At 41.9% G+C, this 1,376-nt stretch carries 1 protein-coding gene; it reads right to left on the bottom strand.

The window, feature by feature from the left end:
- Window positions 1–256: 256 nt before the first annotated feature.
- Window positions 257–1,288, bottom strand: coding sequence for an IS110 family transposase (locus L1267_RS23575; RefSeq protein ID WP_235384425.1), 1,032 nt, complete (start codon window positions 1,286–1,288; stop codon window positions 257–259).
- Between the last annotated feature and the right edge of the window lie 88 nt (window positions 1,289–1,376).

Here is a 1,376-nt window from a genome sequence, read left to right as displayed (position 1 = left end):
TAAAATCGCTTATATGGACTCCTCCGATTGCACAAGCCTTTTTTACATTAAGCTGATGTGATTGCGTACTTATATACGGGCTCTGATGAGGCGCTACCTCGGCCACTTCGATGTTTTCGCGCCCTTGTGCCTTATCTGCTACACGGTATCTTAGTACGCTAGCGATTTTTCAGGCTATCAAGGGTCGGTCTCACCTCTTAATGCTCTATCTTGGCTTGTTCAATTCTTCTGCTTACTGCTCTTTTATTTTTTTACTCTATGCTGTCAGTGCTGTTGGCTCATAATTCGTTCCATTTTTTAGTAAGGCATAGGCGGTTCTCATTGTTTTGTTTGCTAATGCAATCGCCGCGCACTTAACCCCTTTTCTTACTAGAAGGTTTTTTATCCATCGTTCTTTTTCAGTCGAGGGCTCTCTGTTTTTTAATTTACTCACTATCGAGCGAGCGCCTAAAAATAGATTTCGCCTTAATGCTCCACCTCGTCTTTTAGGTATACGGCCTATCTTTGCTTTACCGCCTGTCGAATGCTGCAGCGGTGTCACTCCTGCACACGCAGCTGCACTCCTTCCATTGCTAAACTGTGTTGTGTCACCTAAAAAAGACAAAAGCTCGATAGCAGTGATTGGGCCGACTCCTTCGAGTGCCATTAAGCGTTGACAGCTATCATTTTGTTTTACAATGCGCTCGATTTGTTTTTGCAGCTCTACCTTGTTGTCACACTGCTGTTGATAAAGAGCGTAAGTCAGCGCAAGCGCATGTTTTAGTTCTAATGGCAGCGTGTTTTCTGCATCTTCTAAAATATCGGGTATGGCTGCTTTAAATGCGGCCTCACTTTGGTTAATCACAATACCAAACTCAAGGAGTAACCCACGTATTTGGTTTGATAATTGAATCTTTTGCTTATCTGCTAGCGCCCGAACCTTACTAAGAGATTGCAATGCTTGCTCTTCGATAGAGAGAATTTTACAGGGGCGGACATTAGGAACTTTACTAGCAATGGCTATCGCAATAGCATCGTTTGCATCTGTTTTTTGGCCTTGCCTAAATGCTTTAACAAATAACGGGTCAAGCAACATAACTTTATGACCAAAAGATTGTGCTGTGCGTGCAAAATATTGAGCGCTTGCGCATGCTTCCATAGCAACAACGGACGGTTTAGCTTTAACTAAGAACTCAAGCAATGCTTTGCGGCTAGCTTGTTTATTAGATTTAAGTTTACTGCCTTGAAACTGCGCAACTTGGAAAATATTTTTTGCTAAATCAATAGCAATTAAATTAGACTGTGTCATGTATGGACTCCTTAATTGGTAAAAGTTGTTTTGCAATTTCTTTATACCGTACTCTCCCGTTAATGGGGAGGAGTCCATACATCTGCTA

This window comes from Pseudoalteromonas sp. OFAV1 (genome assembly GCF_021532595.1).
Lineage (GTDB): Bacteria > Pseudomonadota > Gammaproteobacteria > Enterobacterales > Alteromonadaceae > Pseudoalteromonas > Pseudoalteromonas lipolytica_C.
This window is presented reverse-complemented; position numbering and strand designations above follow the sequence as displayed.

Excerpts from the sequence above, each read along its gene's own strand:
- L1267_RS23575 (WP_235384425.1), bottom strand. The coding sequence starts at position 1,288 with ATGACACAGTCTAATTTAATTGCTATTGATTTAGCAAAAAATATTTTC.